Genomic DNA, 19,327 nt, shown 5'->3' on the forward strand with positions numbered 1-19,327 from the left:
CGATGTGAGGCCCTGTTGACGACGCACCTGCTGGAGCGAAGGATGTCGACGATCCTTGTCCGAGAGCTCAGCATCCTTCAACGAGATCGGCCACGCGATTGCGAGATCCTCGTCAGCGAGGTTGACGAACGTGTACTCGCTCTGCACCTCAGAACTCCAGTGCGCGTTGACGAGATAGGTATATGCAGTGTTCGGCTCAAGCGTCTGGTAAGAGTTGCCCACACCGCGAGGTACGAAGATCGCCGTGCTCGGATCAAGCTCGGCCGTGAACACGGCGCCGAAGGACTCCCCCGGGCGCAGATCCACCCACGCACCGAAGACACGCCCGAACGCGATCGAGATGAACTTGTCCCAGGGTTCGGCGTGAATGCCGCGTGTCGTGCCCACCGCATCGTTGAAAGAGATGTTGTTCTGCACAGGCCCAAAATCCGGGACCCCGACGGAGATCATCTTCTCGCGCTGCCAATTCTCCTTGAACCAGCCTCGGTTGTCGCCATGCACGGGGAGGTCGATCAGGAGCAGTCCCGGAATAGGCGTGGGGTGAGCGGCAAGCGGCTTCCCGTACGACAGCGATGAACTCACAAGCATCTTCCTTCGGTTCGACGGGAGGTACACAAAACGGTCAATGCGCTCACTGCGACCGAGAAGCCATCACACCGCGGATCCGCGTCGCGTCGCCCCAAACGCCGGGGGAGTCGTAGGGACGCTCTGGGAACACGCCGTACTCGAGCCGGATGGGAAGCCGGTGCTCTGCGATAAACGCTTCAACCTGATCCGCCAAGCTCACCGGCTCGCCACTGCAGCAGTTGATCACCCCGGTGATCCCCGGGCTGAGGGCCACGGCGGTGATCTGGTCGGCGAGGACGTCGACATCGATGAAGTCGTGAAGACTCTTGCCGGTAACGAACGGCATGGTCGTCTGGCCATCGTCGACAGCCTTGAGGATCTTCCCGAAAATTGAGTTGCTTCGACGATCGTCACCATAGATGTAGTAGCAACGCAACCAGGCAAGTTCGGTCGTCGCGGGGATCATAATCGGAAGCGCGCGACGCAAAGCGTCCTTTGCGATGCCGTAGAGCGAGCGCGGATCAGTCGGGGTGTCCGCGTCGATCGCGCCTTCCCAGTACCCGACCTCGTGCATCGTGCCAAGGGCTGCGAGCCGTGGGACACCCGCATCGGCAACAGCCTTGAGCAGGGCGACGTGCGCGGAGAGGTAGGTCATATGAGCCGGAGAATTATGAACGAAGCCGTCCTGCCAGGCGAGATGGATGAAAGCGGCCGTGCTTTCGTCCACCACGGCGGCCACATCAAAATCGGGCGCGAGGATGTCGGCCTCGATGACACGGGCACGGGGATCCAGATCGTCCCCTCGTCCGGATCGAACGACCGCGACGGGCACGAGACCTGCATCGGCGACAGCACGCACGACATGTCTTCCGATGTAGCCAGCCGCGCCGGTGACGACGACGGATCTGCGCGTTGAGGCTTCTCTCATGACAGACCCAAGTATATTCGTAGAGTGACTCCGAGCCGTATCTCCCGAAGCATCGTCGATGTCGGCTGACGCTCGTTTCGAACGCCTCGCCAACGTGCCGCTGAGATCGTTCGAGCCCGAAAAGCGTGGGATCGGGGCACTCTGGCTGCAGGTACGCGACATTGCACGGCATCGCCAGCTCTTGTGGCTGCTGACCCGCCGCGATCTTCAGGTGCGCTACCGCGGAAGCGTTCTCGGCTTCCTTTGGACGCTGATCAAACCTCTGATTCTTCTGGCGACCTACTACGTCATCCTCGGTCAGGTACTGGGTGCCGCGAAAGGCATCACGAACTTCGGCATCTACGTGTTCTCCGGCCTCACGATCTACATGCTGTTCTCGGAGAGTCTCGGCGCAGCGGCGGGGTCGATCGTCGGCAACGGCGGGCTGGTGAAGAAGATCTATGTCCCCCGCGAGATCTTTCCGCTTGCCGCTGTCGGGGGCGCGATCTTCATGTTCGCCATGCAGCTGGTCGTCCTCGTGGGGGCGGTCGTGCTGTTCCAGCAATGGCCGGACCCGGCCGGGCTCCTGTACCTCATTCCCGCCATCGCCCTGATTCTCATCTATGTGATCGGCATCGGTCTGCTTCTCTCAGCGATGAACGTCTACCTGCGCGACGTGCAGTACATCACCGAGATCCTCCTGACACTGATGATGTGGGGCTCGCCGATTGTGTACTCGTGGCAGATGGTAAAGGGTGTGCTGGCGAGATTCAACCTGCCTGATTGGCTGCTTGAGGTTTACACCAACAACCCGCTGACGTTGGCGGTCCTGGGCTTCCACCGAGCACTCTGGTCGGGGGGAACCCCCGCTGACTACCCTCCTGACCTCGCCGGCCGCATGGCTGTCGCCGGAGCGATCGGATTGGTCTTCCTGTGGGCAGCGCATTGGGCGTTCCAGCGGATGCAGGGCAACTTGGCGCAGGAGCTGTGATGGGTACCACGACCGTCGCCCCGGACGTTGTGCGGGTGCAGGGAGTACGAAAAGCGTTCGTCGTCCGGCAGGACAACTCTCTCAAGGACCGCATCGTCAGTTTCGCGCGGCACCGCCAGCATCGACGGGAGTATGTCGCTCTCAGCGACGTGTCGTTGTCGATCAAGGCGGGCTCGACGGTGGGGCTCCTCGGCGTCAACGGCTCCGGCAAGAGCACGTTGCTCAAGCTGATCGGTGGCATTCTCACGCCTGACTCCGGTTCGGTCCAGACACGCGGACGGCTCGCGGCGCTCCTCGAGCTGGGCGCCGGCTTCCACCCCGAGTTGAGCGGGCGGGAGAATGTTTTTCTCAACGCCGCCATCCTCGGGCTCTCGCGTGCCGAGACGGAAGCACGCTACGACGAGATCGTACGGTTCTCCGGCATCGGCGATTTCATAGACAACGAAGTGAAGTTCTACTCGTCCGGCATGTATATGCGACTCGCGTTCGCCGTGGCAGTTCACACCGATCCCGACATCCTGCTCGTCGATGAGGTCCTCGCCGTCGGCGACGAGGCATTCCAACGCAAGTGCATGGACAAGATCCGCAGCTTCCAGCGCGAAGGCCGAACGATCATCCTGGTAAGCCACTCGGCGGGTCAGATCTCCGAGCTGTGCGACACGACGTTCGTACTGCAGGACGGAGTGATCGCCTACGAAGGCGAGGTGCGCGGCGGCCTCAACGCGCTACGGGACATCATGGAGGGGCGGCGCGTAGGGGAATCGCTTGCCGAGGAAGCCGCAAAGGCCGCGGTGGAGGAGGCAGCTGCGGACACCAAGAACCCGCCGATCACCGTCACGGCGGTCGAGATCCTCGACGTGTCGGGGCGGAGCTCCGATACGTTCCTCCCGGGGAGTCCGGCCGTGCTGCGCATACACGTGAACGCGACCGAGGCTGTGGACGAGTGGATGACCGGCTTCAGCATCGACAACTCCTCCGGCCAGATGGTCATCGCTTCGAACACCGACCTTCTGAACGCAACCCTCGAGCCGATACGCGTCGGAGACCATCACATGGACTTCGCGCTGGCGGCTCTTCATCTCGGCCCCGGCGAGTTCTTCGTCAATGCGAACACGTCTCCGAAGACCGAGGCGAACACACACGTCCTCTGGCAGGGGGCGAGGTTCCAGGTGGGCGGGCCCGAGGGGAACCTCGGCGTCGCTCAAGCGGACATCACCGTCATCAGCTCCTGATGATCCTGTGGGCTGGCGACGCCAGCACGTCACTGTCTGCTGAAGGCCACCGCGCCGCTGCTGTCTGAGCGCGCGACACCGTTCTGGAACTGCTGGGTGCAACTGCCAGCGGTGCAGTTCTGTGCCCCGGTCGGCCATCCCAGCCAGGTGTTCTCGGCGCCATAGTAGTACCAGACGTCCAGGATTCTTCCGTAGGGCGTGAAGACCGGGTACGCGTTCGGCTGCTGCGTAAGGACGCCGTTGCCGTAGTGCTGCACCCAGCCGCCTCCGTTCGCCGCAGAGTATCGGATGTCGTTGAGTGCTGCGCCGTAGGCGCTCATCCCGCCACCGCTGGTCCAGGCACGAGCGAGACCGCCGAAGATCGTGTGCAAACCCCAGGTCGTCGACTCCGTGATTGCGCCGTTCTGGAAGGACTGTCCGCATCCCGAGGCGGCACACGCCCGTTCCGAGACTGGCCAGCCCCACGATCCGCTCTGCCCGCCGGCGCTACTCCACAGCGCCTGCGCAGGTCCATAGGGAACGAGGAAGTATCCGACGCCGCTCTGAGCCAGCACTCCGGCAGAGAAGTTCTGCGTCCATCCGGCTCCGTTGGCACCCGCAGATACCGTGTTCATGTCGGTCAAAGCGGGGCCCGCGACGTCGAAGCCGCCGCGACGGTTCCACTCGGCGACGAAGCCACCAGAGATCAGATGCACGCCGTAACTCGACGTTGAGGTGAGAGTCGCGCCGGAGAACGGCTGCACGCAACCCGCCGATGAGCATCGATAGGCGGCTGTGGGCCACCCGAGCCAGCTTTGACCGCCCCCGGCTCGGGACCAGGCGTCCTGCTGGGCGCCGTAAGGAACGAGGAAGGTGCCGTACTGGCTCTGTACGAGAATGCCGCGCTCAAAGTTCTGAACCCAGGCCGGAGACGAGCCTGCTGTGAGGTAAGCATTGTCGTTCAGCGCGGCGCCGAGAGCACCATCTGTACCGCCACTGCTCTTCCAGTACTCATTGAGTCCGCCCCAGATGGTGTGTGCACCGTACGAGGCGGTCGTCGATATCGTCGCGGACAAGAATGACTGCGAACATCGAAGGCCAGATCCGCAGATCTGCTCACCATTGGGCCATCCCATCCCGCTGGCAGGCCCGCCCTGCCGGTTGTACTCCGCGAGTATGACGTTGTTGTAGACGAATGCCGTTCCACCCCAGTTGCTTCCATAGACGACACCGTTTTGGAACGGCTGGTACCAGCCTTGCCCGTTCGCGTCGAGATAGACCGGGTAGCCGGTCGGCGAACCCATGGATCCGCTTGCCCCGCCGTGTGCATTCCAATAACTCACGAAACCCGGATGGACGGTGTATGTTCGGGGATTTCCGAACCAATCCGTGAACAGGCGCCAGAAGTTGCGATTGCCGTAGGAGGAGCAGCCGTCGCCGGACCCGTAGAGGTTGTTCAACGCCGCATCGTTGGGGGTGTAGGGCGTGTAGATATACAGGCCCGCCGTCGCTTGGTTGTAGATGTACACACTGCGTGTGCCGCACGCTGTCGACGGGTTGTAGAGGATGCTGTTCCAGCGTTGCGCGCGGTACCCAAAGCTATCGGGATTGAGGCGGTACACCTGGAACTGGCGAGCGGCGTAATAGACCTGATAGAAGAAGCCGGCCGTCGAAGGATCGCACGGCGCCGTGTCCGGACATCCCTGGCCCATGGCTGCCGAATATTGGCGAGGCGTGGGCCAATCGTCGGTGACGAGACTCTGCTCCTTTTCGAGCATCACGAGAAGCACTCGCTGATTAATCCCGCAGGAACGCGCGACGTTGTCGATGATCTGAGCGGCCGTCTGCCACGCGGATGCCGTGTACCCGGCGCAGTAGCGGTCGGCAGGCCGATTGTCCGTGGACTGCCCATAGTCCTTGAGACACGTGTAGCCGCTGCGACAGGAACTGAGCTTGCTGTTCAAGAAAGACTGGACGTCCGCAGCGGTCATCCCATCAGACGAGTAGAAGATGGAATCGTCGATGATGTAGCCGGGGTCCCAATCAGACGCGGAGGCGGCCGAGGCGGGCGCCACTGCCACCGGAGCGACGGCGACGAAGAACGACAGTACGACGGCCACGATCAGGCCCCCCGCGATGACCAGTCGGCTGCGCAGCGCGGCGACGGGAACAGTCACGAGACGTTGACCGTCTTCTCTGCAGAGACACCAGAGTGGCTCGCGGAGACGTAGCTCAGCACGGCGGTCCACTGCCCGGGGCCCAAGTCGGTCACGGGAATGGTGACCAGCCCGCAATAGGTGGCCTCTCGCGCAGCCGTCGCCTCGACCTCGGCGGTGCGCACGAGCTCACCCCGCTTGAGCGTGAGGGTGCACCGGCCGCCGTCTTCGGACAGGGTCGGAATCATTCCAGATGCCTCGACGCGTCCCGAGACGGCATCCAGCGTGACGACGACGACAGTGACGTCTCCGCCGCTCACCGGCGCCACAGCCTCGGTGTTGGCCGGCGTCGGAGTCGGAGCCGGAGTCTCGGGGGCCGTGGACTCCTGCGGATCAGCGGACGGGGAAGCGGATGCCGTGGGAGACGGCGATACCGCTGCACCAGGGTTTCGCAGGGTGGCGCAAGAAACCAAGCCGACGAGGCTGACGGTGAGAACGACAGCGATAGCCATCGTCCGTACGCTGGTGCGAGCCGGGGGGATCATATCTCCAAGGCTAATATCCCATCCCCTGAGGCGGGGCATTGAGGAGATAGCGCTCGGCGAGTTGCAAGATAACCACATCGGGCTTGTGCTCATCGACCAGTTGGGCGAAGTTCGACGGCTTGATCGTTCCCGTGATGTAAGGCTCGTCGACCTGCCACGTGGGAGAGTATGCCTGCTGCCACATCGGGGACAGTCCGCCGCCCATCGAATCACGGAAGATCAGAGCGGACTTGCCCGTCCACGGCTCTGGTACCGTCGTCGTCGCCGGGAGTACCGACAAGTCGGTGCCGGTCGCGCCAGGGACAACCTCGGTGACACCCGACTTATCCGTCCTCGTCACCGGCATCATCGGATCGACGAAGTTCGGCACTGCCCAATCGGCCCCTGGGCTTGCGATACCGAAGGGCGCCCATTCGTTGAAATCGCCGATCACCGTCGTTCCATCGATGGCGGGAACCTTCAGCGGCTTCGCCACCGGATCCATCGCGTTCGTACACGCGGCGATCTGCTTCCAGGCGACGTAAGCACCGTAGTCGGTCCAATGACTGTTGCTCCAGCTGAACAGGTGCGCAGGTCCGTCCTTCTGCTCGATGAGGTCGTGACGCAGATCCATCACGGGCAGGTCTCCTGAAGCAGCGATGAACTGGTCCATGATCGTCGAGCCTCGAAGCCGCTGCATCCACGTCGGCAACTCCTCCGGATAGATGCTCGACGTCGATGGTGTCACGATCACGTACAGCGGGATGTCCCGCTGCGCGAGTTGGTCGCGGACCTCCGTCAGGTGATTGACCCACTGTTCCACCTGCAAGTCGGTCAGCAGCGTGCGGCCGACGGCCTGTGAGGCATAGTGATCAACGTAGTCGCTCCAGAAGATCCAGCCGTGAGGTCCGACGACCTGCCTCTCGGAAGCGCCAGGGGCGTTTCGGTTCCACTCCGCTTCCGCACTCGAGCGATCATCGATCCACGGCTGCTGACTCGGGGGGGCGACCGCGGGGCGGCACACGCGTGAGACGGCATCGGCCGAAGGCCGGTCCGTGCTCACGGGCGCGACCGCCGCCCCCTGTTGCGACAGGCCGGCCGCGGTCATGCGGCCGGTGATCAGCGCAATGACGCACAGGAGGGCGAGGATAACCAATGGAAGAAAGCGCAACTGGCGCCACCACCGCCGGCGCACCGGCAGCTCCTGGCCTTCGGGAACCTGAATCGTGCCCGACGTCATCGAACGGCCTTCGGAGTGAAGACGGCGACCCGCGAGATACGTTCACGAAGCTGTCCCCTGCGGTCGGACGTACGCTCCAGGAGCCGAGAGAACCACGCCGGTGTCCAGTTCTTCAGCGCCAGCGCGGGTCTTTCGACCAAGTGCCAGCTCAGGAAGGCGTAGATGTGGACGCCCACCACCACGACCGCGTGATAGACGAACCAACCACGATCTTCGAGATGGAAGTAGGTCGCCAGCACCATCAAGGGCCATCCGATGATGTAGATGCCGTAGGAAAGGTCGCCGTAGCGATCCCAACGTGTCAGCGGCACGCGCACGGCGAACCAGATCAGGAAGTAGCAGAAGGCGTACTGACCGAAAACGAGCCACCCGCCCTTCGCATAGGTGTAAGCGGCGATCAACGCGCACGCTGCAGCGAGCCGGTCGTCAATCGGGATCTTGTCCTTGTAGAGGTTGAACAGCACACCCCACGCGAAGGGCGCCAGCAGCAACAGCGCACGGAAATCTCCGAAAAGAGGGAAAAGAGCTGCGAGGTTGCCGAGCGACAACCACTGCATCATCGCCAAAGCGATGATGCACGCGGACACGACCCCGCCCACGAGGCGATTGCTCAGCGCTCCCGCAAGTCCGAGCACCGCGACCAGGATGTAGGCCCCGAACTCGAAGGCCAGCGTCCAGGCGGACCCGTTCCAGTCGAGAATCCCGTGATCGACGTAGAGCGGCAGGTTCGTCCCCATGCCCGCGATATTGATCTGCTTGAGGACCAGAGTGACATTGCTGGAGAAATAGGTGAAGGGGGACTCGCTCGTGGCGTCCCAGAACCCCGCCCACGTGCCCTTCTCGTGGAACCAGGCCAACGGCGCGAAGATATACGCCGTCACCAGAAGCGCGAGGAACCATCCCGGATAGATCCTCAGGAAGCGATGCCAGAAGTAGCGGATGGTCGTCGTCCGGCCCATTTTGCTTCGTGAGATCAAGAATCCACTCAGGAAGAAGAAGCCGCAGACCGCCACTCCCCCCAGCGACTGCTCGTTGCTCCACTGGGTCCCGAGATCCTTGCCTCCGTAGAAGCCGGCAATGGGACCGGCGTGGGAGAAGATGACCAGAAATGCGAGGAACCAACGCAGGAAGCCGATCGCATTGCGCCGCGGATCGAAGGCGGCGCCGAGTGCGGTCACAGAAGTTCCATGTCGTCGACCGTCGGCTCGGCACTCTCCGGCTGTGGACGACGACGACGCCACGCTCGTGGGTTCACCGCCGTGCGCAGGAGCCGGTAGCCGCCACGGACCGGCACATAGAACGAACGCAGCAGGGGAACGGCATCCGGTCGACGCAGGCGCACGTAGGCCTTGAGGTAACCGAACACCCCGCCGCCGAGGAAGTCCCCCGCACCGTCGAGCAGTCCGACCTGATCGATCGGATACCCCTGGATGTTCTTGCTCATGCGGTCGAGCTTGTACTCCAGCGATGTATGACTGATAGCGGCGTACCTCGTCGTCGCCACCGTCTTGGTGTGGTAACCGAGTTCATTCACGGCGTAGGTGAACATGCGCTCCTGGACGTGCGCGATACTCCCGTCGAAGTGCTTCTTCGGCGAGGGATAGTCCTCGTACGTCAAGTCCATGTCACTCAGAAGCCGCAATGCGGCCGGGCGGAACGCGAACATACAACCGTAGGGCGCCAGCGGCGATGGATCGTCGAAAGGTACGCGAATGCGAAGCTCCTCGGCGAGCTTCTTGGCTTCAGGTTTGTTCGCGAACCAGCCGCGGCCAAGCGTCGGGTATCCGATGTGGATGGTCGGCGCGTAGACCATTCCTAGACCGCTCTCCCTCTGGAACAGTGCAACCACGTTGGCGGCGTAACCCGGGGTGTTGAGCAGATTCATGAGCTGATGGCGTCGGAAGAAGTTCCCCGCGTTCAGATTCTCCTGCACCGTCTTCTTCGAGTGGATCTTGAAGATGAGGTCGTAATCGTCGCCACGCAGGATGTCGCGACATCCCACAAAGAACGCCCCCATGTCGCGGCCACGGTTCGACGGGAGCACGCGGATGTCCACGTTGTTGAGGTGCGGGTCGTCCCTCTCCGCGAGAATCTCGCGGATCACGCGAGCCTTCGCATCGTTGTCCGTGGTGACGATGGCGTCGTAGCCGGAAGGGAGATTCGCCGCGTAGTCGAACAGTTCGCGAGTGAGCTCCGTGTAGTAGATATGCATGATCACAGCGATCCGCAGAGGCCGCTGCGGATCGTAGGAGATGTCGGTGTCCGGCATGATCTCGAGCATCGCGGCGTTCGTGTTGAGCACCTTCGGTTGGGAACCGCGGGAGATGTTCTGCCAGATCAGCTCCAGTGGATAGCCGAGCTGCTCCGCCTTCTCGACATAGCGTCGCCCGACGATCGCCTGACGATCGAGCAGGAGCGGGTCGTGGAAGAACGGACGTCGCTTCAGCACAGGGCAACCGTCGTCGAGAAGAGCCTCGGCATCGAAGAAGGCGGGATGCCACGTCGAGTAGTTCCGGTGAGGGAATGCGACCTCGTACTCGTACCCGCGCGAGTGGAAGTGATGAGTGAACTTCGACTCGTGGCTAAGGATCGAGTCCTCGTAGGAGACGATCGGAGGCATCTTGGCCCAGTACTGACGCCAGTCCTCGGAGAGGAAGAGGCTGGGGCGGACGGCGATCCAGTGGGACTGAATGTGAGCGTGCAATACCCCGTCGCCGGTGAACGGATTCGGCTTCAGCTGCGCATGGTCGGTCATGCCCCAGTAGTCCACCTCAAGCGCGTTCATCCGCTCGAAGACCGGCTCGAACGGATTTACCGGACCGAACCACGTGTAGTTCATGAGGATGAGCTCGTCGTAGGCGGCGAGGTCGTCGCCGAGCGTATCCAGCGCGGTCTTGTAGCCCCAGACGTCGAAACCGACGTTCTCCCGCTCCAGAACCGTGTCAGCCAAATCGTCCAGGCGTTCCCGCCCCCGGTCGGAGAGCGCTCCGTTGACCACGACAAAGATGTGATCGGCGAAGGGACGCAGGCGGCGCAGCTTGTAGTCGACGTAGTCGTCGACGTCCCCGCGCGGATCCCACAGGAGGTAGACGATGATGCGCTTGCCGTCCTCAGGGAACGCAGCCCTTCCCACCACTTCAGTCACAGAAACACCTTCTCTTGCGAGGTCCGGATCTCGTGCGTCGCCGAGAGGACGACAGCTCGTAGGCACGATCGAATCCGACGCCGGCGGCGCGACCGTGCAAGTCTACCTGGCGACGTCGTGTCGCTTGCTCGACCGCCGCCGCTCTCTCACGGTGGCGAGGATCTGCTCGGCTCGGGCGTCGAAAGAGTGGTCGCGGCGGATGCGTTCGGATGCGGCGGACAGCGTCGCGAAGTCCGGAAAGAGCTCGTCGGGGTCGCGATGCAGCAGCGCGACAAGCTCCTGCTCCGTGCGGAACGTGACGACCGCGTCCCCGAAGACGCGGTCGATACCGTCGACGTCCTCGCTGATCACCCGCCCTCCGGCGGCCACCGCGTCGAACGGACGCATGGCGATGAATCCCTCCTCTCGCATGGCCGGCCACTGATCGTTGAGCACGATGGAGGCCGTCTCGTATCGCTCGCTGAGCCGATCGTTGGGAATCGTCTCTGCCGCGATGGCCGATGCGGGAATGTAGGTTCGCCAATCCGGCCCGTAGACACGCACGGGAATGCCCGCGGCGAGCGGCACGACGACGCTCGGGCGGGCGATTCCGCGCGCGGTGCCGACGAAGACGATCTCGTCGGTGCGTTGCAAGCCGCGGGGGTAGAACTGATCGGTGTCTGTGCACTCCAGCAGCGGCGAGATGACGGTGTTCCAGCGTTCGGATGCGGTCGCGCTCCACCGATCGGATGCCGCGTAGACGATGTCGAAGTCGTTCACCTCCGCGCGCGTGATCTGATCGGGATGGCTGATGATCCACTCGACGCGGGTCCCGGTCGCGGGAGGCGTGATGCGATAGGGCCCCCGCACCACCAGCGTCACGTCGTCGAGCGATGACGTCCATCGCTCTCGCGCGTCGAAGCTGTCCACCGCGACGAACTGGCCGCGCCTGCGGAGTGCTTTCGCCAGCCCGTGGGCGAAGTGCGTATCACCCCAGACGGCGCCGAGAGGGCCCGGCGGCGCGCAGATCTTGATGGCCCACCTCAGCGCCGTTGGGTCGGGTCGTCGCCACGTAAGGTCGGGCAGCATGGGAGTAGACGGTCTCCGCGGAGGGCACCAGCCCCTCACGTGGAAGCCCGCCGCGCGCAGGATGTCTTCGGCGGCGCGGCGCTCGTCGGCGAAGACCGTCCCGGCGGCGCCATCACCACGGAAGACGGTGGGGCGCGCAAAGGCAGTGCTGTGGACAGCGGGATCGATCTGGCAGACGAATCCCGGGATGCGAGCGCGCAGGGTCGCGCTGAGAGCCGCCACCGCCGGCCCGGGAGGGACACCGTCGAACCCGCCGATGAGCGCCCAGTCCTCACGGGCGACGACGAACGTCGGGCCCGCCAGAAGCGGAACCTCGCGGCGGGCCTCGCCCAGCGCCTCCACATCTTCGCGGGGGTGGCCGTTGAGGATCGGGTACGGCACCCTCGCCCCGGCACCGGCGGCGCCGAATGCCGCTACCGTCCCGTCGGAGGCGATCTCGACCGGAGCCACGGCGCGCCCCGATACGACATCGCGCCTCAGCGACCGAATCTCCACGGCTGAAAGATCAGATCGAGGCCCGATGACAGTCATGGTTCCGGATCGGGAATGCTGGCTCGCGGCAGCCCGATTCACAGCAGCGCGATACGACTCCTCGCGCGGGAGGATCGCTCGCCGCAACGAAGGGAACAGCCGCGCGGCGACATCCAGGCTCACCCACTGACTGGCATCGCAGCCGACAACGGCGACGACTACGTCGTCCGCCTCGACAAGGGGGACCACGGCAAGAACGCGACGAGGGTAATCACGGTCACCCCGCTGGAGCAGCCGGATCACGACATCGTTTCTGGCGGCGCCCGGGCCGGGATCGATGGTCCCCCCACGCCACTGGCGTGCCGCTTCCATCGCCCACGACCGCAGCTGCGCAACGGGCACTGTCTGTGAACGTTCTCCGATGCGAACCGTGACGACCGAACTCCCGCGGCGTTTCCAGACGAGATCGAGCGGCGCGGCATCGTCGTCGTCCCGGGCCGAGGCCGGAGCGTCCCACCATGGGTGCACCGAGACCGTGCGGCGGTCGCTGACAAGATAGGCGTACAGCGCGGGAACCCGGTCCGGCTCGGGTAGCGACCGCCCGGCAACGAGCTCGTCGAAGAGCGGGTTGAGACTCAGCCCCTGTCGGAACCCTCGAGTGACGTAGTCAGCGATCGCGCGGGCGGCGCCGCCGCCGCGCCAGCCGCGCTGCGCGGCGTAGTACTCGGCATCGACGAGCCCACTCCCCCGAATAGCCCGCCACCACACCAGTCGATCGGCTGCTCTGATCACGGCACCGGCCACGGGAACTCCCCGGACACGACGCCAAGCGGCGCGCAGGCGCGCGCGAACGGACGGCATCACGAATCGCTCCGGCGCAGCAGCCGTCGTCGCAGACGACGCAAGCGCGAGGCGACCGGCTGATGGGCGTCGATGTCCTCACGAACCTGCTGCCGGAGGCGGTCCATCGACGCGTCGATACGTCGGGCCAGGCGGTTCTCGATTCCCGCAAGGAACAGGGGAAGACCCGTTCCGTTGACAGCGACCCACGACGCGAGTTCGCGGTCACGAACAAGGGCGTCGTCCTCGACGTGTCGGCTCTCGAGCGCGAACATGCTGTTGGAGGCCATCCCCGTCGCCGAGGGTCGCTGTGTCCACACGGCGAGCGGCTCGCCGGGGATGAACCCGATCGAGTGACGCGACAGAACGCGCAGCAGGAACTCCCAGTCCTCCACTGTTCCGAGGCGCTCATCGTAGCCGCCGACCTCATCGTGCACGCGACGCCGGTAGAGCAGCGAGATCGGGACGACGCGATTCATCTCGAGCATGTCCGTCAGGGACACTCGTGTCATGTCCTCCCAGAACGGCACACGCGAGGTCTCGACCCAGACGCCGTTGATGCGCTGCTCGTACGCGATAGCGGTGGCCACGGCGACACCGACGTCGTCGGGGCGAGAATCGAGCCAGGCGACCGTGCGTTCCAGGAATCGCGGATCCCACAAGTCGTCGTCATCGTGAAGGGCAACGAACTCGCTCCCGTCGGCTGCTGCGACGCCGGTGTTCGCGGCGGCGCACCGCCCACCCGGTGCGGCAGAGTCGATCATTCGAGCATCGATGCCGGAGGCGGACACGATCTGCGCGGCGACGGCACGGTCGCCGCCGTCATTGACGACCACGACGTCGACGTCACGGAACGTCTGCCTCGCGATATCGGCGAGCGCTCTCGTCAAGAACTCGGGCCGGTTCTTCGTCCGCACGATGACGGTGACACGGGAAGGCATGACTTACACCCTAGAACCGCGCGCGCCTGCGCCGCGCCCTCACAGGTCCGCGTGCAGCTGCCACACCCGCTCGGCGGCGCTCAGCCACGAGAACGCGCGACCGCGGTCGCCTGCCAGGACGGCCTGCCGCTCGACGGCTGCCGACGAGCTCAACAGGCCCGCCAGCGCCTCCGTGAACGCGCCATCATCCGACGCCGACGCCAGCACTCCCCCGTCCCAGACGATTTCGCGGTGCGTCTCGGAGTCCGCGGCGATGACGGGAACACCGACAGCCAGCGCCTCCACGACGCGCCACGGAAAGGCGGCAAGCATCGCGGGCGCCAGCAGCGCGACCGCCCCACCCAGCACGGCCGCTCGATCCGCGTCCTCCAGGGCGCCCCGCACATGCACGCGCCCTTCTGCAAGTCCGGATGCCGCCGCCAGCTCAGCAACAGCCGGCTCGTCTCCCTCGGGCGCGCCGATCACCACGACCGGCAGGTCCGCGCCCGCCGCGGCGATGGCCGCGAAAGCGGTGGACAGGCCCGCGGATGCCGCCGACGATCCCGGTACGACCAGACACCCATCCGGGATGCCGAGTGCGCGTCGACGCCCGACCTCGTCGGTCGGGACGGCGAAACCGGCCGGCGCGGCTCCCGCGATCACGCGGATCCGGTCACCGAGGGGCGCGATCTCCGCGAGATGGTGCGCCATCGCATGGGTGGGCACCACAACGGCATCCGCGTGCTTCACGGCGCGCTTGAGCATCGCCCGGTGCCACGTGACAGCCGTCCGCGGCATCTCTCCCGCCCGCTCCCAGGCTGAGAGATCCCACATCGTCACGACGGTCTGGTCGTTGTCGTGGACGCGGTCGTGCTTGACCAGCGGCGCGAGCGAGGTCGGCGAGTGGATCATCCCCCCGCCGATCCCCGGCGCCAGCCCGAGCTGCCACGAGGCGGCGAGCTCGCGCCGCGCGAGCGATGCGCGGGTCACGTCCGCGAGTCCGGGCACCGCACCCTCGAGATCGCCCGCGGCGTCCGGCACGGACGGCACGATCGCCGCGACCTCGCAACCGCCGGGCATCGTCGCGATCAGCGCCCGCGCCAGTTCACGAGACGCGGTCTCGAGGTCGGCGTCCGTCGGCGCCACGACCTGGTCGAGCACCACGCGCAGCGTCGCAACCATCCCTCAGCCTCCACTCGTCGGAGACGGAGACGGCGGATAGAGCGCCTGCTGGATGAGATCACGCACGTGCGCGTACTGCTCGGGCGTGGGGTCATCGGTGAGAATGCCGGCGCCTTCCGGCGTCAGCTCGAGGGTCTGCACCGGCTGCTCCTTGGCCTTCACGCCCAGCTGCACGAGGAAGCCGAGCATCGAGTCCGGGATGTCCGTCTTCACGAGATCCGATCCCGCCGCGGCGACCGCCTGGAAACGGCTCAACACGTTCGCCGGGTTCGCCTGCGCGAGGATCGCCTGCTGCAACTCACGCTGCCGCCGCATCCGGTCCCAGTCGCTCGTCGTATACCGCGACCGGGCGTACCACTGCGCCGTGTCGCCGTCCATGTGCTGCGGCCCCGCCTCGATCCACCCGATCGCCCAGTCCTCGGCGGGCTCCCCCTCGTAGGTGGGTCCGCCCCCCTTCGGCAGCCGCTCCTGCACGGTGATGTCCACGCCGCCGAGCGCGTCGACGATGTCGGCGAAGCCCTTCATGTCGACGAAGACGTAGTACGGGATCTGGATGCCGAGAATGCCCTCCGCGGCATCCTTCGTGGCCTCGACGGCCGGCGTGGAGCTGTTCGCCGCGGCATCCGGGTAGATGTCCTTGCCGTCATCGGGCTGGCAGATCTCGACGGCGTTCATGAGCTGGTTGATTCCCGGACCCCACCCGCAGGTCTCTGAGGGATGCCCCTCGAAGCCGTCCGGATAACGGTCATGCATGGGTCCGTCGGCGAACGGCGCGTACGCCAGGTCGCGCGGGATGCCGGTGATGTGGACGGCGCCGGTCTCGGCGTTCACCGACACCACCGAGATGCTGTCGAACCGCATCGAATCACGCCCCAGGCCGCTGTCGGCGCCGAGGAGCAGGAAGTTGTAGTAGCCGTTGGAGGGGGGAACCGGCGGCGCATTGTTCGTGAAGATCGCGGCGATCGCCTCGCGCGCGGGCGCCAGCAGCTGCTGGGCCGCGTAGACCGCGCCGCCGCTGCCGACGATGAGTCCGACGATCGCCAGGGTCGCCGCAAGCGGACGCGCGCCCGGCCGCAGGTTCACGAGACGGATCAGACGCAGGGTGTCGATCGTCAGCACGACCCACAGCACGGCGTACGCCAGGAGCACCAGCTGCACGGCGAGCAGGGCGGCGGCGTTCGTGCCGAGCGTGAACAGCAGCGTCGGCCACACCAGCGCGGCCACGGCGGCGACGACCACGCCCACCCACATGATCAGCGTCGCCGTCAGCCCCACCCGGCCGAGGCGCCGGCTTCCGGCCAGCACCTGCGCCGACCCGGGAACGAGGAAGTTCAGAGCCAGAAGCCACCACGCGCGGCGGGTCATCACGCGCGGAGAACGCGTATCGGGGCGGCGCATCGGCTGCTCGCCGACGATCACCGGCTCCGCCGCGGGCCGCGGTGAGCGCGGTGGGGCAGCCGTGCTCACAGAGACTCCTTCAAGCGCAGGTTCTTCTCCTCGACCTGCGCCTCCAGCGTGCGCGCGTACTGCTCGACACGGTCGGCGATCCGGGCATCGGACGCACCGAGAATGCGTGCCGCGAGCAGTCCGGCGTTCTTCGCCCCGTTGATCGAGACGGTGGCCACGGGGATCCCGGCCGGCATCTGCACGATGCTCAGCAGCGAGTCGAGACCGTCGAGGGTCGCCAGCTGCACGGGCACACCGATGACCGGCAGCGCGGTGACCGACGCGAGCATGCCCGGAAGGTGGGCCGCGCCTCCGGCGCCGGCGATGATCACCCGCAGACCGCGCTCCCGGGCCTCACGCCCGTAGCGCAGTAGCTTGTCGGGCGTGCGGTGCGCGGAGACGACCTCCACCTCGTGCTCGATCGTGAACTCGCTGAGGATCTGCGAGGCGTCGCTCATGACGCGCCAATCGGAGTCCGATCCCATCACGACGCCGACGAGAGGGGATGCCGAGGAATGCAGAGCGCGAGTCACCCGACCAGGCTAGGACGGCACGCTGGAAGAAGCCCGCAACGCCACGCATCCCGCCCACCGTGCACGGCGTTCCGGCTCATTGCTGCGCGCCTCGGCCCGGTCGTTGAGCGAGCGCAGCGAGTCGAAACGCTGCCACTCGCAGAAACCCCGTTTCGGCTCGGCGCTACGCACCTGGCTCAACGACCGGGAGGAAAAACTCGCCGCAACTGCAAGGTGGCGCGAGCGACTCGCCGCGGCATCCACCACAACACCGGCGTGTCACCCGCCAACCCTTGCAGTTCGGAACGACGGCGGCGGGCCAGGCGGTCAGTCGCCGAAGAACGCCGCGGCGGCGCGGGCCTCGTAGACGACGGCATCCACCTCGTCGCCGAAGGCGTTGACGTGGCCCACCTTCCGTCCGGGGCGCGGCGCCTTGCCGTACGTGTGCACCTTCACCGCGGGGTGTGCGGCCAGCGCCGCCGGAAAGCGGCTCTCCAGCGAATCGGTCGCGGGGCCGCCGAGGATGTTCACCATGACCGCCCACGGCTGGCGCGGCACAGGGTCGCCCAGCGGGAGGTCCAGCACCGCCCGCACGTGCTGCTCGAACTGGCCGGTGACGGCACCGTCCTGACTCCAATGCCCGCTGTTGTGCGGCCGCATGGCGAGCTCGTTGACCAGCAGACGCTCGTCCGTCGTCTCGAACAGCTCCACCGCCAGCATCCCGGTCACGCCTAGCCCTTCTGCGATGCTCGCGCCGATCGACGCCGCGACCTCCGTCAGCCGCGCACCGCCGCGTGGGGCCGGCGCAACCACCTCGGCGCACACGCCGTCACGCTGCACCGTCTCGACGACGGGATACGCCCGCAGCTCACCGGAGGGACGGCGCGCGACCTGCTGGGCCAGTTCGCGTGAGAAGTCGACGAGCTCTTCGGCCAGCAGTGCGCCGCCGTCGAACCAGTCGGCGACCTCGGCGGGGTCGCTGACGACCCGCACCCCCTTGCCGTCGTAGCCGCCTCGCGGCGTCTTGACGACCACGCGGCCGCCGTTGGCGTCGAGGAAGCTCTGCAGCTCGGCGGCATCGGTCACCGCAGCCCATTCCGGCTGAGGCATGCCGAGTTCAGCCAAGCGCGCGCGCATCGCGAGCTTGTCCTGGGCGAACTGGAGCGCATCGGGACCGGGGTGCACGCGGATGCCGTCGGCCACCAGCGCCCGCAGCACGTCCTGCGGAACGTGCTCGTGATCGAACGTGACGACGTCGACGTCGCGGGCGAACGCGCGCACCGTGTCGAGGTCGCGGTAGTCGCCGGTGGCGGTGGCGGCGAGCTGCGCCGACATCCCCTCCTCTTCGGCGAGGACGCGCACCTGGACGCCGAGCTCCACCGCCGGCGCGATCATCATGCGGGCGAGCTGTCCACCGCCCACGATGCCCAGGGTGAGTGCCATGATGCTCCCTTTCGTCGCCACCATCTTCTCAGTTCGCACCGAGCGCCGTCGCACGCAGCCGACCGCCCACGGACGAAGGCCGCCGGGACGCGAGATCAGCGCGGCAAGGGCGGCGGGTCGCCGATGAGCGGCGCCGTCGCCCCGTCCCAGTGTCCGTCGCGATGCGCGAGGATCTGGCTGACTTCCACCTGATCGGACAGGGCTTCGTGCAGCAGGCGCACCGCGGGGACGTTCACCATGCGCAGAGGCTCATCGACACCGTTCGACAGCACCAGCGTGCCGGCCCCCCACAGGCGCTGAACCGGTCCGCGTCGCTCCGCGATGGTGTACCCGCGAGCGTGCAGCACCTCGCGTCGTCGGCGGCCGAAGACGCCCGCCTGTTCGACGACGCGGCGCGTCGTGACGGTGTACGTGTGCGTCCACCACCGGACGTAGGGAACCACGACGAGCATCACGACGACGATCCCCGCAGCCGCCCACAGCATCCAGTCCTGCAGCGGCTCGGGAAGGTTGCCCGTGAAGTACCCCGTCGCCCCGGCCACGGCGATCAGCACCAGTGCCGACCAGAACAGACGTCGCGCGTGTGCCCGCAGACGTGCGACACGACGTTCCGGTGCCGGCGCGCCCGGCGCGGGCGCGGCAGGACGCCCGGGGTAGGCGGTCGGCGAGGTCACGAGATCATTGTGCCCGGCGGCGGCGCGAAA

16 protein-coding genes and 1 pseudogene are annotated in these 19,327 nt (G+C 66.0%); 3 read left to right on the forward strand and 14 right to left on the reverse strand.

Annotated elements, in window-relative coordinates; all coding sequences use genetic code 11:
• Positions 1 to 24 precede the first annotated feature (24 nt).
• Together DEU37_RS10910 and DEU37_RS10915 are read right to left on the reverse strand one after the other, a co-directional pair.
• Positions 25 to 588: pseudogene (locus DEU37_RS10910) on the reverse strand (dTDP-4-dehydrorhamnose 3,5-epimerase family protein); the annotation flags it as partial.
• A gap of 43 nt (positions 589 to 631) precedes the next feature.
• Entirely contained in the window at positions 632 to 1,495 is an 864-nt protein-coding gene (locus DEU37_RS10915; RefSeq protein ID WP_121190694.1) for an NAD(P)-dependent oxidoreductase, read from the reverse strand.
• Positions 1,496 to 1,553: 58 nt separating this feature from the next.
• On the opposite strand from DEU37_RS10915, the gene DEU37_RS10920 reads away from it, so the two are divergent.
• Positions 1,554 to 2,465 (forward strand): ABC transporter permease, encoded by a 912-nt coding sequence (locus DEU37_RS10920; protein ID WP_121190695.1) that lies wholly within the window; start codon positions 1,554 to 1,556, stop codon positions 2,463 to 2,465.
• Entirely contained in the window at positions 2,408 to 3,697 is a 1,290-nt protein-coding gene (locus tag DEU37_RS10925) for an ABC transporter ATP-binding protein (protein ID WP_310790703.1), read from the forward strand. Before DEU37_RS10920 ends, DEU37_RS10925 begins: the two co-directional genes overlap by 58 nt.
• Before the next feature lie 29 nt (positions 3,698 to 3,726).
• Here the strand turns inward: DEU37_RS10925 and DEU37_RS10930 are convergent, their stop codons facing one another.
• The 6 genes from DEU37_RS10930 to DEU37_RS14875 form a co-directional block, all read right to left on the reverse strand.
• Positions 3,727 to 5,853 carry an LGFP repeat-containing protein gene (locus DEU37_RS10930; RefSeq protein WP_121190697.1) on the reverse strand — a complete coding sequence of 709 codons (2,127 nt, stop codon included), beginning with the start codon at positions 5,851 to 5,853 and terminating at the stop codon, positions 3,727 to 3,729.
• On the reverse strand, positions 5,850 to 6,344 hold the full coding sequence (locus DEU37_RS14755) for a hypothetical protein (RefSeq protein WP_147424871.1): 495 nt from the start codon (positions 6,342 to 6,344) through the stop codon (positions 5,850 to 5,852). The genes DEU37_RS10930 and DEU37_RS14755 overlap by 4 nt, the downstream gene beginning before the upstream one ends.
• Before the next feature lie 43 nt (positions 6,345 to 6,387).
• Entirely contained in the window at positions 6,388 to 7,596 is a 1,209-nt protein-coding gene (locus tag DEU37_RS10940; RefSeq protein ID WP_121190699.1) for an alginate O-acetyltransferase AlgX-related protein, read from the reverse strand.
• Positions 7,593 to 8,774 (reverse strand): acyltransferase, encoded by a 1,182-nt coding sequence (locus DEU37_RS10945; protein ID WP_039412689.1) that lies wholly within the window; start codon positions 8,772 to 8,774, stop codon positions 7,593 to 7,595. Before DEU37_RS10945 ends, DEU37_RS10940 begins: the two co-directional genes overlap by 4 nt.
• The gene (locus DEU37_RS10950) at positions 8,771 to 10,741 is read right to left on the reverse strand and encodes a rhamnan synthesis F family protein (protein ID WP_183043657.1); all 1,971 of its coding nucleotides are present in this window, start codon (positions 10,739 to 10,741) and stop codon (positions 8,771 to 8,773) included. Before DEU37_RS10950 ends, DEU37_RS10945 begins: the two co-directional genes overlap by 4 nt.
• Positions 10,742 to 10,843: 102 nt before the next feature.
• Positions 10,844 to 12,304, reverse strand: a complete 1,461-nt coding sequence (locus DEU37_RS14875; RefSeq protein ID WP_220699838.1) for a glycosyltransferase — start codon at positions 12,302 to 12,304, stop codon at positions 10,844 to 10,846.
• Positions 12,305 to 12,355: 51 nt separating this feature from the next.
• On the opposite strand from DEU37_RS14875, the gene DEU37_RS14880 reads away from it, so the two are divergent.
• A complete protein-coding gene (locus tag DEU37_RS14880; RefSeq protein ID WP_183043659.1) occupies positions 12,356 to 12,691 on the forward strand; it encodes a hypothetical protein in 336 nt (111 codons plus the stop codon).
• 449 nt (positions 12,692 to 13,140) lie between these two features.
• Here DEU37_RS14880 and DEU37_RS10960 read toward each other — a convergent pair whose 3' ends face one another.
• From DEU37_RS10960 to DEU37_RS10985, 6 genes are all read right to left on the reverse strand, one after another.
• The gene (locus DEU37_RS10960; protein WP_121190702.1) at positions 13,141 to 14,061 is read right to left on the reverse strand and encodes a glycosyltransferase; all 921 of its coding nucleotides are present in this window, start codon (positions 14,059 to 14,061) and stop codon (positions 13,141 to 13,143) included.
• A gap of 39 nt (positions 14,062 to 14,100) precedes the next feature.
• Positions 14,101 to 15,222, reverse strand: a complete 1,122-nt coding sequence (locus DEU37_RS10965; RefSeq protein WP_121190703.1) for a glycosyltransferase — start codon at positions 15,220 to 15,222, stop codon at positions 14,101 to 14,103.
• A gap of 3 nt (positions 15,223 to 15,225) precedes the next feature.
• Complete coding sequence (locus tag DEU37_RS10970; RefSeq protein ID WP_121190704.1) at positions 15,226 to 16,689, reverse strand: LCP family protein; 1,464 nt, start codon at positions 16,687 to 16,689, stop codon at positions 15,226 to 15,228.
• The gene (gene purE, locus DEU37_RS10975) at positions 16,686 to 17,153 is read right to left on the reverse strand and encodes a 5-(carboxyamino)imidazole ribonucleotide mutase (protein WP_016463393.1); all 468 of its coding nucleotides are present in this window, start codon (positions 17,151 to 17,153) and stop codon (positions 16,686 to 16,688) included. The genes DEU37_RS10970 and purE overlap by 4 nt, the downstream gene beginning before the upstream one ends.
• Before the next feature lie 354 nt (positions 17,154 to 17,507).
• A complete protein-coding gene (locus tag DEU37_RS10980) occupies positions 17,508 to 18,647 on the reverse strand; it encodes a 5-(carboxyamino)imidazole ribonucleotide synthase (protein WP_121190705.1) in 1,140 nt (379 codons plus the stop codon).
• Positions 18,648 to 18,718: 71 nt separating this feature from the next.
• Positions 18,719 to 19,297, reverse strand: a complete 579-nt coding sequence (locus tag DEU37_RS10985; RefSeq protein ID WP_396652199.1) for a PH domain-containing protein — start codon at positions 19,295 to 19,297, stop codon at positions 18,719 to 18,721.
• Positions 19,298 to 19,327 lie beyond the last annotated feature (30 nt).

Source organism: Microbacterium sp. AG790, assembly GCF_003634765.1.
Taxonomy (GTDB): Bacteria; Actinomycetota; Actinomycetes; order Actinomycetales; family Microbacteriaceae; genus Microbacterium.

What these genes read in the sequence shown, in the direction of transcription:
- DEU37_RS14880 (WP_183043659.1), top strand. Translation starts at nt 12,356, where the DNA reads ATGCTGGCTCGCGGCAGCCCGATTCACAGCAGCGCGATACGACTCCTC.
- purE (WP_016463393.1), bottom strand. Translation starts at nt 17,153, where the DNA reads ATGGGATCGGACTCCGATTGGCGCGTCATGAGCGACGCCTCGCAGATC.
- DEU37_RS10920 (WP_121190695.1), top strand. Translation starts at nt 1,554, where the DNA reads ATGTCGGCTGACGCTCGTTTCGAACGCCTCGCCAACGTGCCGCTGAGA.
- DEU37_RS10980 (WP_121190705.1), bottom strand. Translation starts at nt 18,647, where the DNA reads ATGGTGGCGACGAAAGGGAGCATCATGGCACTCACCCTGGGCATCGTG.
- DEU37_RS14755 (WP_147424871.1), bottom strand. Translation starts at nt 6,344, where the DNA reads ATGGCTATCGCTGTCGTTCTCACCGTCAGCCTCGTCGGCTTGGTTTCT.
- DEU37_RS10965 (WP_121190703.1), bottom strand. Translation starts at nt 15,222, where the DNA reads ATGGTTGCGACGCTGCGCGTGGTGCTCGACCAGGTCGTGGCGCCGACG.
- DEU37_RS10915 (WP_121190694.1), bottom strand. Translation starts at nt 1,495, where the DNA reads ATGAGAGAAGCCTCAACGCGCAGATCCGTCGTCGTCACCGGCGCGGCT.
- DEU37_RS10960 (WP_121190702.1), bottom strand. Translation starts at nt 14,061, where the DNA reads ATGCCTTCCCGTGTCACCGTCATCGTGCGGACGAAGAACCGGCCCGAG.
- DEU37_RS10940 (WP_121190699.1), bottom strand. Translation starts at nt 7,596, where the DNA reads ATGACGTCGGGCACGATTCAGGTTCCCGAAGGCCAGGAGCTGCCGGTG.